Origin of the sequence: Streptomyces decoyicus, from assembly GCF_019880305.1 — a bacterium.
Taxonomy (GTDB): domain Bacteria; phylum Actinomycetota; class Actinomycetes; order Streptomycetales; family Streptomycetaceae; genus Streptomyces; species Streptomyces decoyicus.
The window spans coordinates 2,901,244-2,915,716 of sequence record NZ_CP082301.1; the positions used below are offsets into that span (position 1 = coordinate 2,901,244).

Annotated in this window: 10 protein-coding genes; 4 read left to right on the plus strand and 6 right to left on the minus strand. The window is 71.8% G+C overall.

What is annotated here, in order from left to right; translation table 11 throughout:
* The first annotated feature begins 100 nt into the window (after positions 1–100).
* A complete protein-coding gene (gene pepN, locus K7C20_RS12800; RefSeq protein WP_030082132.1) occupies positions 101–2,704 on the plus strand; it encodes an aminopeptidase N in 2,604 nt (867 codons plus the stop codon).
* Between the two features lie 124 nt (positions 2,705–2,828).
* Positions 2,829–3,851 carry a hypothetical protein gene (locus K7C20_RS12805; RefSeq protein WP_030082134.1) on the plus strand — a complete coding sequence of 341 codons (1,023 nt, stop codon included), beginning with the start codon at positions 2,829–2,831 and terminating at the stop codon, positions 3,849–3,851.
* A gap of 22 nt (positions 3,852–3,873) precedes the next feature.
* On the opposite strand, the gene K7C20_RS12810 is transcribed toward K7C20_RS12805, so the two are convergent.
* Complete coding sequence (locus K7C20_RS12810) at positions 3,874–5,619, minus strand: TIGR03767 family metallophosphoesterase (protein WP_053208785.1); 1,746 nt, start codon at positions 5,617–5,619, stop codon at positions 3,874–3,876.
* A 403-nt stretch (positions 5,620–6,022) separates the two neighbouring features.
* Here K7C20_RS12810 and K7C20_RS12815 point away from each other — a divergent pair, with 403 nt between their 5' ends.
* Entirely contained in the window at positions 6,023–7,054 is a 1,032-nt protein-coding gene (locus K7C20_RS12815) for an aspartate-semialdehyde dehydrogenase (RefSeq protein ID WP_030082138.1), read from the plus strand.
* A 74-nt stretch (positions 7,055–7,128) separates the two neighbouring features.
* Here K7C20_RS12815 and K7C20_RS12820 read toward each other — a convergent pair whose 3' ends face one another.
* Entirely contained in the window at positions 7,129–7,656 is a 528-nt protein-coding gene (locus K7C20_RS12820; RefSeq protein WP_030082140.1) for a DUF1203 domain-containing protein, read from the minus strand.
* 210 nt (positions 7,657–7,866) lie between these two features.
* On the opposite strand from K7C20_RS12820, the gene pepN (K7C20_RS12825) reads away from it, so the two are divergent.
* Positions 7,867–10,455, plus strand: coding sequence for an aminopeptidase N (gene pepN, locus K7C20_RS12825; protein ID WP_030082142.1), 2,589 nt, complete (start codon positions 7,867–7,869; stop codon positions 10,453–10,455).
* A 144-nt stretch (positions 10,456–10,599) separates the two neighbouring features.
* Here the strand turns inward: pepN (K7C20_RS12825) and alc are convergent, their stop codons facing one another.
* The 4 genes from alc to K7C20_RS12845 all read right to left on the minus strand — a co-directional run bounded on the left by alc (position 10,600) and on the right by K7C20_RS12845 (position 14,417).
* Entirely contained in the window at positions 10,600–11,745 is a 1,146-nt protein-coding gene (gene alc / locus K7C20_RS12830; protein WP_030082144.1) for an allantoicase, read from the minus strand.
* 93 nt (positions 11,746–11,838) lie between these two features.
* Positions 11,839–12,825, minus strand: coding sequence for a LysR family transcriptional regulator (locus K7C20_RS12835; RefSeq protein WP_053208786.1), 987 nt, complete (start codon positions 12,823–12,825; stop codon positions 11,839–11,841).
* Between the two features lie 74 nt (positions 12,826–12,899).
* Complete coding sequence (locus K7C20_RS12840; protein ID WP_030082150.1) at positions 12,900–13,880, minus strand: acyl-ACP desaturase; 981 nt, start codon at positions 13,878–13,880, stop codon at positions 12,900–12,902.
* Positions 13,881–14,168: 288 nt separating this feature from the next.
* Positions 14,169–14,417, minus strand: coding sequence for a hypothetical protein (locus K7C20_RS12845; protein WP_030082152.1), 249 nt, complete (start codon positions 14,415–14,417; stop codon positions 14,169–14,171).
* Positions 14,418–14,473: the final 56 nt, after the last annotated feature.

The following is a 14,473-nucleotide window of genomic DNA, read 5'->3' on the forward strand; positions in this document are numbered from 1 at the left end:
GTCGGTCAGCGGTGCGCTTCCGTGGAAGGTTCAACCGACGGCGGGCGTGCCATGATTCCCGTTGTTCGATATTCGTGGACGAGGACGAGGGAGTCACGTCGTGCCAGGTGAGAATCTGTCCCGGGACGAGGCACGTGAGCGGGGTCGGCTGCTGAGCGTCGACGCCTACGACGTGGCGCTGGACGTCCGCTCAGCGGTCGCCTCCGGTGCCGCAGCGGAGACCTTCCGCTCCCGGACGACGCTGCGCTTCCGCTGCGCCGAGCCCGGCGCCTCGACCTTCGCGGACCTGCTGGCGCCGTCGGTCACCTCCGTCACCCTCAACGGCCGGGAGCTGGATCCCGCGGCGGTCTTCGACGGCACCCGGATCGCGCTGGACTCCCTGGCCGCCGAGAACACCCTCGTCGTCGACGCACAGTGCGCCTACAGCCGGACCGGTGAGGGCCTGCACCGCTTCGTGGACCCCGAGGACGGCGAGGTCTACCTCTACACCCAGTACGAGCCGGCCGACTCCCGGCGGGTTTTCGCCAACTTCGAACAGCCCGACCTGAAGGCCCCGTTCACCTTCGAGGTGACCGCCCCCGAGGGCTGGCGGGTGCTCAGCAACGGTGCGCAGGAGGGCGAGGCCGAGGGCGGCCGGCACCGCTTCGCCGTGACCGAGCCGATCTCGACGTACATCACGGCCGTGGTCGCCGGCCCGTACCACTACGTCTCCGACACCTACCGCCGCACCTTCGAGGACGGCACCGAGCTGGAGATCCCGCTGGGCGCACTGTGCCGCAAGGGCCTGGCCAAGCACTTCGACGCGGACGACATCTTCACCGTCACCAAGCAGGGCCTGGACTTCTTCCACGACCACTTCGACTTCCCCTACCCCTTCGGGAAGTACGACAGCGCCTTCGTCCCGGAGTACAACCTCGGGGCCATGGAGAACCCGGGCTGTGTCACCTTCCGCGAGGAGTTCATCTTCCGCGGCAAGGTGACCGAGGCGTCCTACGAAGGACGGGCCAACGTCATCCTCCACGAGATGGCGCACATGTGGTTCGGCGATCTGGTCACCATGCAGTGGTGGGACGACCTGTGGCTCAAGGAGTCCTACGCGGACTTCATGGGCGCCTTCGCGCTGGTGGGGGCGACCCGCTTCACGAACGGCTGGATCACCTTCGCCAACCGCCGCAAGTCCTGGGCCTACCGCGCCGACCAGCTGCCCTCCACCCACCCGGTCACCGCCGACATCCGTGACCTGGAGGACGCCAAGCTCAACTTCGACGGCATCACCTACGCCAAGGGCGCCGCGGTCCTCAAGCAGCTGGTGGCGTACGTGGGGCAGGACGCCTTCCTGGAGGGCGCACGGCGCTACTTCAAGCGGCACGCCTACGGCAACACCCGGCTGACGGATCTGCTGGCGGTGCTGGAGGAGACCTCCGGCCGGGACCTGGCCGCCTGGTCCCGGGCCTGGCTGGAGACGGCGGGCGTCAACTCCCTCACCCCCCAGGTCACGTACGACGCCCAGGACCGGATCACCGAGCTGAGCATCCTCCAGGAGGCGGCGCCCTCGCACCCGCAGCTGCGGCCGCACCGGGTCGCGGTCGGTCTCTACCGGCGGCAGACCGTGTTCTCCGAGGGCGGGGACTCGGCGCTGGTGCGCTACGCCCGCGCCGAGGTGGACGTCTCCGGGCCGCGGACCACCGTGCCCGAGCTGGCCGGTCTCGAACGCCCCGAGCTGGTGCTGGTCAACGACGAGGACCTGACCTACGCGAAGATCCGTTTCGACGAGGGTTCGCTGGCGACGCTGCGGGCCCGGCTCGGCGATCTGGCCGACCCGTTGGCGCGGGCGCTGTGCTGGGCCGCGCTGTGGGGCCTGACCCGTGACGGGCTGATGCCGGCCCGCGACTACCTCGATCTGGTGCGGCGGTTCGCCGGCCGGGAGACCGACATCGGCGTGCTCCAGTCCCTGCACGGGCAGGCCCAGACGGCGCTGGAGCAGTACTCCGCGCCGCAGGGCCGGGAGCGCGCCGCCCGGGAGCTGGCCGAAGGCACGCTGCACGAACTCCGGCTGGCCCCGCCCGGCAGCGACCACCAGCTCGCCTGGGCCCGGCACTTCATCGCCCTCGCCTCCTCCCCCGCCGATCTCCAGCTGCTCCAGGGCCTGCTGGAGGGTACGGCGAAGATCGACGGCCTGGACGTGGACCAGGAGCTGCGCTGGACGATCCTGGAGCCGCTGGCCGCGCACGGCGTCGCGGACGAGACCGTGATCGCCGCCGAGCTGGCCCGTGACAACACCGCCTCCGGCAGGCGCCACCAGGTGCGCTGCCTGGCCGCCCGCCCCTCGGCCGAGGTCAAGGCGCAGGCGTGGGCGCAGGTGGTGGAGTCCGACGCGCTCTCCAACGCCCTGGTGGAGGCGACGGACGCCGGGTTCGCGCAGTTCGGGCAGCGGGAGCTGCTGGCCCCGTACCTGCCGCGCTACTTCGCCGCCATCGAGGGGGTGTGGCGGGAGCGCTCCATCGAGATCGCGATGGAGGTGGTGCGCGGGCTGTTCCCGTCCTGGCTGGTGGAGCAGGCCACGCTGGACGCCGCGGACGGCTGGCTGGACGGGCACCCGCAGGCGGCACCGGCGCTGCGCCGGCTGGTCCTGGAGAAGCGGGACGATCTGGCCCGCGCACTGCGTGCACAGGCTTGTGACGAGGCGGCCGGACCGAGGCCGTAACCCCCGTGGCGACCAGCCCTTTTCGGCAGTCGAACGCCCGTACTTTAGTACAGGGTTGTCCGGTTTGTGGTACGGGCGTGTAACAGCGGTTAGGGGGCGGAGCGGAGGCGGGAATCGAGGGGTCATGAACCACGACGCCCCGCTCTCCCCCCTCCCCCTCCAGCACCTCTCCGCCGCGCACCGCCGGGTCATGACCACCCGTCAGCTGCGCGAGCACGGCATCCCCGCGGCGGAGGTCACCGAACGCTGCCGCCCCGGCGGCCCCTGGCAACAGGTGCTCCCCGGCATCTATCTGCTGCACCCGGGACCGCCCACCAGTGAGGACCGGCTGCATGCGGTCCTGCTGTACGCCAGTCACCGGGGGCCGACGGTGCCCCGGCAGGCCACCGCGTCCGGCGACGCCCCCGAGGCGATGATCACGGGTCTGGCGGCGCTCGCCCTGCACGGCTTCACCGAGGCGCCCCCGCTGCTCGCCCTGGACCGCATCGAGGTGCTGGTGGCCCGCACCCGGCGGCTGCGCTCGACCGGTTTCGCGCGGATCGTGCGGGCGGTGGAGCTGCCCGTCGCGCAGGAGATCACCGGGGTGCCGGCCGCGCCGGTGCCGCGCGCGGTGGCGGACGCGGTCGGCTCACTCACCGACGCCCCGACCGTACGCCGGCTGCTGACCGAGGCGGTGCGCGGCGGCCACTGCGAGGCGACGTCGGTGGTACGGGAGCTGAGCCGGGCCCGGCTGCTGACCCGGCCGCATGTGGTGGACGCGGTGGACACCCTGCTGGCCGAAGGCCGGGCACTGGCCGAGCAGCGGCTCTATGCGATGGTGCGCGCCCACGGGCTGCCCGACCCGCTGTGGAACGTCGAGCTGCGGCTGCCGGGCGGGCCCCACCTGGGCGGGGTGGACGCCTTCTGGCCGGAGCACGCGGTGGCCCTGGAGATCGACACCCGGGCACCGCGCCCCGAGGAGGACCCGCTCCAGTCGCCGTTCTTCCACAAGCGCGAGCACCTGGAGCGGCTCGGCATCACCGTCGTCCGCTGTCTGCCGCGCACCCTGCGCACGGCACCCGAGCAGCAGGCCGCGGTGATCCGTACGGCCCTGATGGCGGCCGGGGACCGGGAGCCGAGCGCGTATGTCGTGGTCCTGCCGCGCTAGCGCGGGCGCCGGCCCGCGGCCGTCAGCTCCGCTTGAGCAGCAGTTCGACGTTGCGGTCCCCGGCCGTGCCCGCCAGGTCCGTACGGGCCTCGGGGGCGTTGAAGGACAGCTCGCGGTAGAGGGCCGCCAGTCCGGTCTGCGAGAGGTCGGTGAAGTCCGTGCGGTGCGGGGCGGCCGACTCGACCAAGGTGGTGAACAGCGACAGCGTGCCGTCGTGGTTGTCCACCAGCTCGATGACCCGGGCCAGCTGCGGGAAGTCGATGTGCGAAGCGGTGGAGATCTCCCAGAAGCTGCCGTGCGCGGTGATGTCGTTCTTGTGGCTGTGGCCGTTGATCCAGCCGACGACGCCGGGGTGGGCGGCCAGCACCTCCACCAGCTCGGCGCCGTTGTGCCGCCGCTCGTGCGGGTGGGCCGGGTCGGGGCGGGTGTTGTTCATCGTCTTGCTGGTGTGGTGGCTGAAGACCAGCACATGCGCCTTCTCCCCCTTCTCGTTCTCCTTCAGCGTCCGCTCCAGCCAGCGCAGTTGGGCGTCGCCGACCGAGCCGGTGTAGTGGCCGCCGGGGTCGGTGGTGTCCAGGCTGATCCCGAGGACGTCGTCGGAGATCCGGAAGGTGTAGTAGAGGCGGTTCCCGTCGAGATGCGCGGAGGTGTAGCCGTGGCCGTGCGGGCCGGGGCCGGTGTGCGCCGGGTCGAGGTGGGCGCGCAGATACTCGGCCCGCGTGAAGGGGGCGCGCCGCTCGTCGGGGGTGACCCTCCTGGACTGCTTGGCGTGTGAGGTCAGCAGCCGCTTGAAGTCCGCGCCCTCGGGGTCGAGGCCGTCCTTGACCGCCTTCCAGACCTTCGCGGCCTCGGCGGCGGGCAGCGTCTCCAGCTTGCGGCCACCGGTGGCGGTGTCGGTCCAGAAGGGGTCGCCGGGGGCGTAGCAGCCGCCGGGCAGCGAGTCGTGGTTGCCGACCGTCGAGTACCAGGGCAGCCGCAGCCCCGGGCTGTGGACGGTGCGGATCGCGGCCTCCAGGAACCCGTCCAGCCGCGGGAAGCCCTGCTGCTTGTCGGCGTCGCGCAGCGCGCTGTCCGGCTGCCAGTAGAGCTTCAGCCCGCTGTCCTGGACGCCTTCGTAGCGGCGCGGGTCGCCGGAGTTCGGCGTGATCCGGCCGCCGCTCATCGCGGTCAGGAACCACTCCAGCTCCAGCTTGGAGTTGTTGTCGGTGTTGTCCCCGGTGGTCATCACGAAGGACAGCGGGGCGCCGGTGGCGGGCCCGCCGGGCAGCGCGTTGACCCGCTCGATCAGCGAGACCACACCGGCCACCGACAGCGCCTCCTGCGGCCGCCAGGCGCTGGCGGTCTCGGCGCGCAGGTACTCGTAGCGCAGCGGGCTCTGCACATCGACCAGGTGCAGGTCGGTGAACTGGACGAATGACGCCAGCGCGGTGCGCCGCTCGGCCCGCCCGCCGTGTGCGGTGGCCAGCTCGGCGCGGATGACCCGGTTCCAGGCGGGGCCGTCGGCGAGCCTGCGGTAGCCGCCGCTGCCGCGCGGGGCGGACACGCCGGCGAGCGTGGTCCCCCGGGTGTACGGCGTACGGGGGACGGCGGGGGCATCGACCGGGACGGGCGCGGCCGGGGCCGGGCCGGAGGTGACGGTGGCGGCCTGTGCCGGCCGGTCCGGGCCGACGCCGAAGGCCAGACCGAGCCCCGTCGCGGCGCCGACGGCCCCGGTGGCGGTGAGGAACGTACGGCGGTCGAAGGTGGCGGCGGACCGTATACGGGACATACGCGGGCTCCCCGGGTGCGAACGCGAAGGCGGCCGGGCAGCACAACTGCCCTGTCACCTGGGATGGTTGGCATCGGGGATGACCTGGGTGTGAACGCCACCGCAACGCGGGGAACCCATCACCGCACAGGGAGCCGCCGGCCACCGGCCGGTCACGGAGCGCTGCCCGGGGGTGCGGCATCCGGTCACCGGATGTTCACCCCGCGGGGTATCCGCAGGACTCCCCCGCGGCCGACCGCTACGCACCGCGAGCGGGCCGCCATGCTCCGTAGCGGTCCGGCCTCCGAGCCGCCACGGAATGGAACGGATTGGACAAGGCGACGGGTGTCACACACATGATGGAGGCACTACTGAGCAGGTGTTCCGAGCAGACACCCGAGTCAGGCCAGAAAGAAGGAGTCCCATGAGGATCGGAATCGTCGGAGCCACCGGACAGGTCGGCGGCGTGGTGCGGGGCATCCTCGCCGAGCGGAACTTCCCGGTCGAGCAGCTGCGGCTGTTCGCTTCGGCCCGGTCCGCCGGACGCACGCTGCCCTGGCAGGACACCGAGATCACCGTCGAGGACGCGGCGACCGCCGACTACTCGGCGCTGGACATCGTGATCTTCTCGGCCGGCGGTGCCACGTCCAAGGCGCTGGCGGAGAAGGTCGCCGACGCCGGCCCGGTCGTGATCGACAACTCGTCGGCCTGGCGCCGTGACCCCCAGGTCCCGCTGGTCGTCTCCGAGGTCAACCCGTCGGCGATCACCGAGCGTCCCAAGGGGATCATCGCCAACCCGAACTGCACCACCATGGCCGCGATGCCCGTGCTGCGGCCGCTGCACGACGAGGCCGGTCTGGTCTCGCTGGTCGTCTCCACCTACCAGGCGGTCTCCGGCAGCGGTCTGGCCGGTGTGGAGGAGCTGGACGGCCAGGTCCGCAAGGCCGTCGAGCAGGACGCCACCAAGCTGACGCACGACGGCTCGGCCGTGGAGTTCCCCGAGCCGGACAAGTACGTCGCCCCGATCGCCTTCAACGTGCTGCCGATGGCCGGCTCGATCGTCGACGACGGGCTGAACGAGACCGACGAGGAGCAGAAGCTCCGCAACGAGAGCCGCAAGATCCTGGAGATCCCGGACCTGAAGGTGTCCGGCACCTGTGTCCGCGTCCCGGTCTTCACCGGCCACTCGCTCCAGGTCAACGCCCGCTTCGCGCGTCCGATCAGCCCCGCACGCGCCCAGGAGCTGCTGGCCGGCGCCCCCGGCGTCACCCTCTCCGACGTGCCCACCCCGCTCCAGGCCGCCGGCCAGGACGCGTCCTTCGTGGGCCGGATCCGTACGGACGAGACCGCCGAGAACGGCCTGTCACTGTTCGTCTCCAACGACAACCTCCGCAAGGGCGCGGCGCTGAACGCCGTCCAGATCGCGGAGCTGGTCGCGGCCGAGCTGCGCGGCTGACCGCCGCACGCACGACACGAGGTGCCCGTACGGCGACTCCGTACGGGCACCCGTCCGTTTCGGGCGGTGCGGCCTCAGGCCCGCCGGACCTCGAACAGGAAGCAGCCGTACTCCACGGCCCGGACGTGCACCAGCGCCGTCTCCGGGTCCGCGAACGCCTCGTCGAAGGCCCCGTCGAACCCGGCTGCCGCGTCCTCGGGGATCTCCAGGAGCCGGCCGCCGATGATGTGCCCGTCGGCGTCGTAGCGGCGCACGGTGCGCAGCCCGCCGGGCCGGCCGGCCGGGTAGCCCTCCGCGGGGGCGGTGGCCTCCGGGCCGACGCAGTGCTCGGCGTGCAGGAACACCGGCCCCGTCTCTTCGTACGCCCCGGGCCGCGCCCCTGTCGTGGCCGCCCAGCGGCGCAGCGGCGCATACGAGACGAGCGCCACCCGCTCGCCGGCCCGGATCTCCCGCAGACAGCAGCGCAGCAGACTGCCGACACAGTCCAGCGGCACCCCGTCCGCACGCGCGGTGAACGGCTCGGCGGGCCGCCCGGCATCGTCGGTGGCGCGGAGCCCCTTGAGGGCGGTGGGAGGGATGGGAAGAGGGGTGTAGGTCGTCATGCGGCCAGCATCGGGCCCTGCCGGTGGGGCGTGCTGGCGGCAATCGGACGCCGTGGTCGCGCGCCGCGGTCCCCCGGGGCGCCCGGTGCCGGCGCGGTGCTGTGCCGGGGCTGCGCCCACCTCCGCAAATACGCCCCCTCCTGAGCCGCGGGCCACATGGAAGGATGGCCGAAAGTTCCGATGCAATGACCAATGCGAAGGAGACGACGGGTGCCTGGCACGAATCTGACCCGCGACGAGGCGCAGCGGCGGGCGCGCCTGCTGACCGTGGATGCGTATGAGGTCGATCTCGACCTCTCCGGCGCGCAGGAGGGGGGAGACGCGGACGGCAGCGGTCACGGCACGTTCCGGTCCGTGACCACGGTGCGGTTCGACTCGGCCGAGGCGGGCGCGGACACCTTCATCGACCTGGTCGCGCCGGCCGTGCACGAGGTGCAGCTCAACGGCGAGGCGCTCGATGCGGGCGAGGTCTTCAAGGATTCGCGGATCGCGCTGACGGGGCTGCGGGCCGGCCGTAACGAACTGCGGGTCGTCGCGGACTGCGCCTACACCAACACCGGTGAGGGGCTGCACCGCTTTGTCGACCCGGTGGACCAGCAGGCCTATCTGTACACGCAGTTCGAGGTGCCGGACGCGCGGCGGGTGTACGCGTCCTTCGAGCAGCCGGATCTGAAGGCGACTTTCCAGTTCACCGTGAAGGCCCCGGAGGGCTGGACGGTGATCTCCAACTCGCCGACGCCGGAGCCGAGCGACAACATCTGGCGCTTCGAGCCGACGCCGCGGATCTCGACCTACATCACGGCGCTGATCGCCGGTCCGTACCACAGCGTGCACAGCACCTACGAGAAGGACGGGCGGACGGTGCCGCTGGGCATCTACTGCCGTCCGTCGCTGGCCGAGCACCTGGATGCCGACGAGATCTTCGCGGTCACCCGCCAGGGCTTCGACTGGTTCCAGGAGAAGTTCGACTACGCCTACCCGTTCGCGAAGTACGACCAGCTCTTCGTGCCGGAGTTCAACGCCGGCGCGATGGAGAACGCGGGCGCGGTGACCATCCGCGACCAGTACGTCTTCCGGTCGAAGGTGACGGACGCGGCGTACGAGGTGCGGGCGGAGACGATCCTGCACGAGCTGGCGCACATGTGGTTCGGCGACCTGGTCACCATGGAGTGGTGGAACGACCTGTGGCTGAACGAGTCGTTCGCCACCTACACCTCGATCGCCTGCCAGGCCTACGCCCCGGGCTCGAAGTGGCCGCACTCGTGGACGACGTTCGCCAACTCCATGAAGACCTGGGCCTACCGGCAGGACCAGCTGCCGTCCACGCACCCGATCATGGCCGAGATCAACGACCTCGACGATGTGCTCGTCAACTTCGACGGCATCACCTACGCGAAGGGCGCCAGCGTCCTCAAGCAGCTGGTCGCCTACGTCGGCATGGACGAGTTCTTCCAGGGCGTACAGGCCTACTTCAAGGCGCACGCCTACGGCAACACCCGGCTGTCGGACCTGCTCGGCGCGCTGGAGGAGACCAGCGGGCGGGATCTGAAGACCTGGTCGAAGAAGTGGCTGGAGACGGCGGGGATCAACATCCTGCGGCCGGAGATCGAGGTGGACGCCCAGGGCGTGATCACCTCCTTCGCGGTCAAGCAGGAGGCGCCCGCGCTGCCGGCCGGCGCCAAGGGCGAGCCCGTACTGCGGCCGCACCGGATCGCGGTCGGCGCCTACGAGCTGGCGGGCGGCAAGCTGGTCCGCACCGAGCGGATCGAGCTGGACGTGGACGGCGAACTGACCGCCGTGCCCCAGCTGGTGGGCAAGGCCCGGCCGGCCGTCATCCTGCTCAACGACGACGATCTGTCGTACGCCAAGGTCCGGCTGGACGAGGAGTCGCTGAAGACCGTCACCGAGCACCTCGGCGACTTCACCGAGTCGCTGCCGCGTGCCCTGTCGTGGGCGTCGGCCTGGGACATGACGCGGGACGGCGAACTGGCCACCCGCGACTATCTTTCGCTGGTGCTGTCCGGCATCGGCAAGGAGTCGGACATCGGCGTCGTCCAGTCGCTGCACCGCCAGGTGAAGCTGGCGCTGGACCTGTACGCGGCACCGGAGTGGCGCGAGACGGGGCTGGCCACCTGGACCGCGGCGGCCCTGGAGCAGTTGCGGGCGGCCGAGCCGGGCAGCGACCACCAGCTGGCGTGGGCCCGCGCGTTCGCCGCCTCGGCCCGTACGGACGAGCAGCTCGACCTGCTCCAGGGCCTGTTGGAGGGCACCGAGGAGGTCTCCGGGCTCGCCGTGGACACCGAGCTGCGCTGGGCGCTGGTGCACCGGCTGGCCGCCACCGGCCGGGCGGACGAGAAGACCATCGCCGCGGAGCTGGACCGGGACAAGACCTCGGCGGGCGAACGGTATGCCGCGTCCGCCCGTGCGGCACGTCCGACGGAGGAGGCGAAGGCCGGGGCCTGGGCCTCGGTGGTGGAGTCCGACCAGCTCCCCAACTCCCTCCAGGAGTCCGTCATCGGCGGCTTCGTGCAGACCGACCAGCGGGAGCTGCTGGCGCCGTACACCGCGAAGTACTTCGCCGCGGTGAAGGACATCTGGAACTCCCGCAGCCATGAGATGGCGCAGCAGATCGCGGTGGGTCTCTACCCGGCGCTCCAGGTCTCGCAGGAGACGCTGGACGCCACGGACGCCTGGCTGGCGTCGGCCGAGCCGAGCGCGGCACTGCGCCGGCTGATGACCGAGTCGCGGGCGGGGATCGAGCGGGCGCTGAAGGCGCAGAAGGCCGACGCGGCGGCCTAGTCGTCCCACGTGGCGGGGTCCGCCGTCGCGGATTCCGCCGGACCCGCATGAGAGGGGTCGCTCGCCGTGGTTGCGGGAATTTCTTCCGCCGCCACGGCGAGTGACGCCGCCCCTCCCGGGGCCCGGCGGTCGCGAACGGTGTGGTCAGCCGTTCAGGGCACCGAAGCGGCGGCCGAGGGCGGCGCGGCCCGCCTCGGTGAGGGCACCGTGCAGGCGCATCCGCGCGAGACCGCCGTCGGGGAAGACATCGAGCCGTACGTGGGTGGCGGTGACGGCCTGCGGCAGCGCGAAGCGGTGCGGGGTGTCGGGCTGGAGCCTGGTCTTCGGCAGGATCTCGAACCAGGAGGCCTCGTCGGAGGGGTCGCCGTCGCACCCGGACAGGGCGGCCCAGCCCGCGGAGTTGCCCTTGAGGTAGGCGGTGTCGATCTCCACGGCGCGGATCTCGCCCTGCGCGGCGAGACGGAAGCGCACCCAGTCGTGGGTGCCGCGGACCCGGCGGCGGCGGTTCTCCCAGCCGTCGTCCATCTTGCGGGAGAGATCGGGCTGGATGATCTGGGTGGGCGAGGAGTAGAAGCGGTCGGAGGCGTCCTCGACGGTGCCGCCGTGCATGACGGAGGCCAGGTCCAGGGTGCCGAGCACATCGAGCCACTCCGGGTCCGGCACGACCTCGCCGTGGACCCTCAGCCGCGCTATCCCGCCGTCGGGGTGCTGCTTGAGCCGCAGGTGGGTGAAGCGGCGCTCCACGGTGACCTCGAAGCCGTTGGCGGCGTGGCCCCGGACGGGGGTGCGCGGGACCAGCTCCTCCCACTTCACCCCGTCGGCGAGCAGGTCCTCGGGGCCGGGGCTGCCGGGGAGCGCGGTGGCCTCGACGCTGACCTGCTGGGGGTAGTTGCCGCGGAAGTGGGCGGTGTCGACGACGATCCCGCGGATCACGCCGGGCGCGGCGAGGCGGATCAGCGCCCAGTCGTGCTCGTCCTCGGCCGGGAAGGGGTTCTCGCCGTCGGTGCCGCGGCGGCGCCGGGTCTCCCAGCCGTCCATGATCTTGCCCTTGTGGCCGAAGTGCTCGGGGTCGAAGACCGCCGGAGTGGGCTTCAGCAGATTCTCGCGCTCGGCGAAGAACTCGTCGTTCGCGGCGATCACTCCGGCGCCGAAGCAGCGGTCGGCGAGATCGACGAGCGAGGTGAAGGGGAAGTCCCCGCCGCGGTAGTCGGCGTAGGGGTCTCCGCCACCGTACGGGCTGGCGTCGTTGGCGTGCGGATCAGTGGAGTCGGCGGCCGGGCTGGCGGTCATCGTTGCCTTTCGACGGATGGGGGGAGGTGCGGACCGCTCCACGGTCGCAGCGGACCACCCCTCAGGTCCATCGAAAGTTTTTGAGGAATACGTTCAGCTGAGCTGAATGGTCGGGCCTTCGGGCGTCTGGTCGGCAGCCGCCTGCCGGAGCGCGGCCAGCACCCGGGCCGGCCCCGGCGCCCCTTCGGAGCCGCGCCGGGCGGCGGCGACCACATGGCGGCGCGGCTGGTCGGCGTGCAGCACCCGCAGCGCCACTCCCCCGCCGCCGCGCCCGGCCCGTACAGCGCGTCCCCCCGCCCCGCGCCCGGCGGCGCCGAGACCGCCCGCCATCGCCATCCGGGGCACCAGCGCCACCCCCATCCCCGCCGCGACCATCGCCCAGATCGCGCTCCAGTCGGCGGCGGCATGCGCCTGCTCGGGCACGAACCCGGCGTTCTCGCAGGCGGTGGTGGTGATCTGGGACCAGGGCCCGCTGCTGCCGAAGATCCACGGCTCGTCCGCCAGATCGGCCAGCCGCAGCCCCGGCTCGGCGGCCAGCGGGTGGCCGGCCGGCAGCGCCACGTCCAGCGGGTCGGCGAGCAGCGAGACCCGGCTGAACTTGGGGTCGCGCGGGGTGGGGGCGTGTGCGGCCAGCGACAGCGCCAGATCGACGCTGCCCTCGGCGAGCAGCTCGTAGGCGGCCTCCGCCTCCGCCTCCCGTACGGCGACCGACAGGCCCGGGTGGCTGCGGCGCAGCTCCTGGACGGCCGGGACCACCAGCGCGGGGATGGCGGTGGAGAACGCGCCGACCCGCACCTGGCCCGCCTCCCCCTGGAGGTAGCCGAGCAGGTCCGCGTCCGCGCGCTCCAGCTGGGCGAAGACCACCTCGGCGTGCCGCAGCACCAGCTGCGCCGCGCCGGTCAGCCGTACCCGCCGTCCGTGCGCCTCCAGGAGCGTGACCCCGAGCGCCTTGGCCAGCCCGGTCAGCTGCTGGGAGACCGCCGAGGGCGTCATGTGCAGCGCCTCGGCGGTCGCGGTGACCGTGCCCAGCTCGTGGAGGGTGCGCAGGATGCGCAGCTTCTTGAGGTCCCAGTCGGCCATGCGGGCAGCGTACGCACCCACCGCGGCCACCCGCCCGCGGGCGACGGCGGCCGGAAGCCGGCCGGGGTCGGCCGTCAGCCGCGGCGGTTGGCCTCGCGGCGGGCGAGGATGGCGGCCTGGCGCTCGTCGAACTTCCGCGCCTGGCCGTCCAGACCGTCCATGAACAGCCCCAGCTCCTCCTGCGCCGCCAGCCCGGCCGGGCCGAGCCCGCCGATCTCCAGCACCTTCAGATAGCGCAGCACCGGCTGGAGCACATCGTCGTGGTGGATCCGCATGTTGTAGATCCCGCCGATGGCCATCCGGGCGGCCGACCGCTCGAAGCCGGGCATGCCGTGGCCGGGCATCCGGAAGCCGGTGACGACGTCGCGCACCGCGCACATGGTCTGGTCGGGCGCCATCTCGAAGGCCGCACCGAGGAGGTTGCGGTAGAAGACCATGTGGAGGTTCTCGTCGGTGGCGATCCGGGCCAGCATCCGGTCGCAGACCGGGTCGCCGGAGTGGTGGCCGGTGTTGCGGTGCGAGATCCGGGTGGCCAGCTCCTGGAAGGCGACGTACGCCACCGAGTGCAGCATGCTGTGCGAGTTGTCGGACTCGAAGCCCTCCGACATGTGGGCCATGCGGAACTGCTCCAGCTCGTCCGGGTCGACCGCCCGGCTGGTGAGCAGGTAGTCGCGCATCACGATGCCGTGCCGGCCCTCCTCGGCGGTCCAGCGGTGCACCCAGGTGCCCCAGGCGCCGTCGCGGCCGAAGAGGGTGGCGATCTCGTGGTGGTAGCTGGGGAGGTTGTCCTCGGTGAGGAGGTTGACCACGAGGGCGATCCGGCCGATGTCGCTGACCTTGGACTGCGCAGGGTCCCAGGCCTCGCCGTCCAGCGGCCCGGGGAAGTTGCGCCCGTCGCTCCACGGCACGTACTCGTGGGGCATCCAGTCCTTGGCGATCTTCAGATGGCGGTTGAGTTCCTTCTCGACGACCTCTTCGAGCGCGTAGAGCAGCTGGGCGTCGCTCCAGGCGGCCTGGCCGAGCTCTCCGTTATGGCGGGCGGGGGCGATGGTCACGGGGGAACTCCTGGGGACGATGACCTACGGGTCCGTAGGTTTGACCTACGGACCCGTAGGTTACGTCATCGTAGGTTAGGGCCGGTTAAACACCTCCCCCTGTTCAAACCGGTCGAAAAGCGCGCGTTAGCCGCCTGACAACCCCTTTTTCACCTGCGGAAATATCCGAGTACGACAAAGGGCGCCACACGGTTCTTGTCACCGTCCGGCGCCCGGTCCGGGCATGACGAAGGGCGCCCCACGGTCGTGTGACCGTGGGGCGCCCCGAAGCGTCACTGGTGCCCGGCGTCAGCCCTCGGACTTGGCCTGCTTGCGGGGCTTGTCGCCCGCGACGACCAGCCCGGCGATGACCAGGAAGAGCACGATGGGTGCAGCGACATAGAGGCCGAGCGTTTCGATCACGCTCAGGCCCGGACCCGGGTCGTCACCATCGTCGCGGGTGAGCGCAAACGCGGGGGACGACATCAGCAGCATCAGCGCGGTGCCGGCGGTGATGGTTCCGGCGCGCAGGACATTCTTATTGACCTTGTTGCTCACGAAGTCAACGTATCGGACGCCCCGGCGCCCCGCGCGCCCGGGGTGGCACAACCGGC